Origin of the sequence: Vibrio sp. Vb1026 (genome assembly GCF_033338745.1) — a bacterium.
In the GTDB taxonomy this organism is placed as follows: Bacteria; Pseudomonadota; Gammaproteobacteria; order Enterobacterales; family Vibrionaceae; genus Vibrio; species Vibrio alginolyticus.
Genome location: NZ_JAWOTH010000172.1, coordinates 1 through 1097 on the forward strand (window position 1 = coordinate 1; position 1097 = coordinate 1097).

At 42.5% G+C, this 1097-nt stretch carries 1 protein-coding gene and 1 pseudogene; one reads left to right on the plus strand and one right to left on the minus strand.

Annotation, left to right across the window (positions count from 1 at the left end):
* Positions 1 to 461 (plus strand): alanine dehydrogenase (locus R7E47_RS25065; RefSeq protein ID WP_411913453.1); only part of this gene is annotated, 461 nt, incomplete at its 5' end.
* Positions 462 to 553: 92 nt separating this feature from the next.
* Here the strand turns inward: R7E47_RS25065 and R7E47_RS25070 are convergent.
* Positions 554 to 1097, minus strand: a pseudogene (locus R7E47_RS25070) (SAM-dependent methyltransferase); the annotation flags it as partial.

The following is a 1097-nucleotide window of genomic DNA, read 5'->3' on the forward strand; positions in this document are numbered from 1 at the left end:
AAGACGCTATCGAGAAGCATGTTCTAGAAGCAGACCTTGTTATTGGTGCAGTTCTAATCCCAGGCGCGGCAGCTCCGAAACTGGTAACAAAAGAGCATATTGCTAAGATGAAGCCAGGCGCAGCAATCGTTGACGTAGCTATCGACCAAGGTGGTTGTTTCGAAACATCTCACGCGACAACACACGCCGAGCCTACTTACGTGGTTGATGATGTCGTTCACTACTGTGTAGCAAACATGCCTGGTGCAGTTGCACGTACTTCAACTTTCGCATTGAATAATGCCACTCTCCCTTACATTGTGAAACTTGCAAACAAAGGCTATCAACAAGCTCTTATGGAAGACAAAGGCTTCCTAGAAGGTCTAAACGTGATTCACGGTAAAGTCACTTGTAAAGAAGTCGCAGAAAGCTTTGACCTTGAATATGTAGATCCTGAACAAGCTATCGCCATGTTCAACTAACAACAAAATTAAGCAATTTTGTCACGTTTTGTTTACAAAAGCCCACAATAAAGTGGGCTTTTTCATATAGTCGATTTAGATATAAAAAATAACTAATTCTTATATGCACAAATTAAAATATTTCTCGGCGTAACTGATTTAGGGCAAAACTCTGCCAATCTAACACGATAACCACGTTCTTCAAGATAAAGCACTTTGTCTAATGCGAGCCAGATCTCCAAAGGTCGCTGAAAAACCAGTTGCACTAAGCTCATTCTTTCCATATGCCAAAAACGTTTTATTGCCCGCTTTTCAAACTCGGCAAAGTCAATCGCTTGGTTAATCTCGATACCTTTTTCTTTCGCAGCCCAGAGACACAATGCCTCAAAACCATCACTTAACTGTGATTTTCGAATACTTGGCACGGGTTGATACTCATCAACTCCCAAAATCTCACGTGTCAGTAAATCAAAACCAAGCCTGAATACCATCTCTTGTTGGCGATGGCGACGCACACGTTCACCGCCTGTCACCGTCTGTTGCAATGGAATGCGCAGTTCATGCTTAGACAAAATGAGTTCAGACGCTCGTACTGATTGGGATAACGCTTGGTACGTCTCGCTTTGAATCAAATGATAACAGCAAGGTGAAATCGTC